Source organism: Deltaproteobacteria bacterium, from assembly GCA_005879535.1.
Lineage (GTDB): Bacteria > Myxococcota > Myxococcia > Myxococcales > 40CM-4-68-19 > 40CM-4-68-19.
The window spans coordinates 71,131-72,689 of sequence record VBKI01000091.1; the positions used below are offsets into that span (position 1 = coordinate 71,131).

A 1,559-nucleotide genomic window follows, 5' to 3' on the forward strand; every position below is an offset into this window, starting at 1 on the left:
GGCGAGATGGGAGAGTGCACGCGCTGCAAGCTGCACAAGGGCCGGACGAACATCGTCTTCGGGGTAGGGAATCCGGAAGCGCGCCTGATGTTCGTAGGGGAGGCGCCGGGCGAGGACGAGGATCTCCAGGGTTATCCATTCGTGGGGAAGGCCGGACAGCTTCTGACGAAGATGATCGAGGCGATGGGCCTGCGCCGCGATGACGTCTACATCTGCAACACCGTCAAGTGCCGCCCCCCCAACAACCGCAATCCCGAGCCCGACGAGCTGCTCGCCTGCGAGCCGTTCCTCAAGGGCCAGCTCGGCGCCGTCAAGCCGGCGGCGATCGTGACCCTGGGCAAGTTCGCGGCTCAGGCGCTGCTGCGCGAACAGACGCCGATCACCCGGCTGCGCGGCCAATGGCGCGAGTACGAGGGCATTCCCGTGATGCCCACGTTCCATCCCGCCTATCTGCTGCGGAGCCCCGGTGAGAAGGGCAAGGTCTGGGAGGACCTGAAGCAGGTGATGAAGAAGCTCGACCTTCCGCTGCCGAAGGGAGGCGCATCGTGATCGTCGCGCTGCTCCTCGCCGCCGCACCGGTGGTGCACTACGCCGAATTCACCGGTTCCGTCGATCCCGGCTCCGGCGCGTTCCTCATCGCCGCAATCCACGACGCGCAGGAGAAGGGCGCCGAAACCCTGGTGGTCCGCCTCGACACGCCGGGCGGGCTGCTTTCGACCACCCGCGACATCGTCCAGGCGGAGCTGAACGCGAAGGTGCCCATCGTCTTCTGGGTGGGACCCCCCGGAGCCCGCGCCGGATCCGCCGGAGTGTTTCTCACCATGGCGGCCCACGTCGCCGCAATGGCGCCGTCGACGAACATCGGCGCGGCGCACCCGGTCGAGATCTTAGGCTCGAGCCCGGAAGAGAAGAAAGGCGATCGGAGCGCCATCTTCCAGAAGCTGGAGAACGACACCGCCGCGTTCGTCCGGGGCATCGCCGAGCGGCGGTCGCGCAACGTCGAGTGGGCGGAAAAGGCGGTGCGCGAGAGCGAGAGCATTACCGCCTCCAAGGCGCTCGAGCTGCACGTCATCGACCTGACCGCGGAGGATCTGCCCGAGCTCCTCCGCAAGATCGACGGCCGCAAGGTCGACCTCGGCGGCGGCGACCGGCGCACGCTGCACACCGCAAGCGCGGAGATCCGCAACGTCCCTTGGGCGGTGAAGGACCAGGTCCTGCACGGCATTGCCAATCCCGAGGTCGCGTTCCTGATCTTCGGCCTAGGCGTGATCGGAGTGATGCTGGAGCTGTTTCATCCCGGAACCATCGTGCCGGGCGTAGTGGGCGGCATTTGCTTGTTGGTGGCTGCCATCGCCTTCCAGATGTTGCCGGTAAACATCGGCGCGCTCCTGCTGATCGCGGTCGGCATCGCCTTCTTCATCGCCGAGATGTACGTAGGCGGTCACGGCGGCTTCGTCGCCGCGGGCCTGGTCTGTGTCGTGATCGGGTCGCTCTTGCTCATCGGTCCCGTCGGGAAGGGTTTCTACGCCGACGCCGACTTCGGGCTCGGCTGGCGCATC

1 protein-coding gene and 1 pseudogene (1 of these 2 running past the window's edge) are annotated in these 1,559 nt (G+C 66.8%); both read left to right on the top strand.

Annotated features, from left to right (window positions below):
• The coding region (locus tag E6J58_21715) for a uracil-DNA glycosylase (protein ID TMB33104.1) at window positions 1–549 on the top strand (549 nt) is incomplete at its 5' end.
• Window positions 546–1,559: pseudogene (locus tag E6J58_21720) on the top strand (nodulation protein NfeD); it runs 234 nt beyond the window's last position. The gene E6J58_21715 and the pseudogene E6J58_21720, both read left to right, overlap by 4 nt.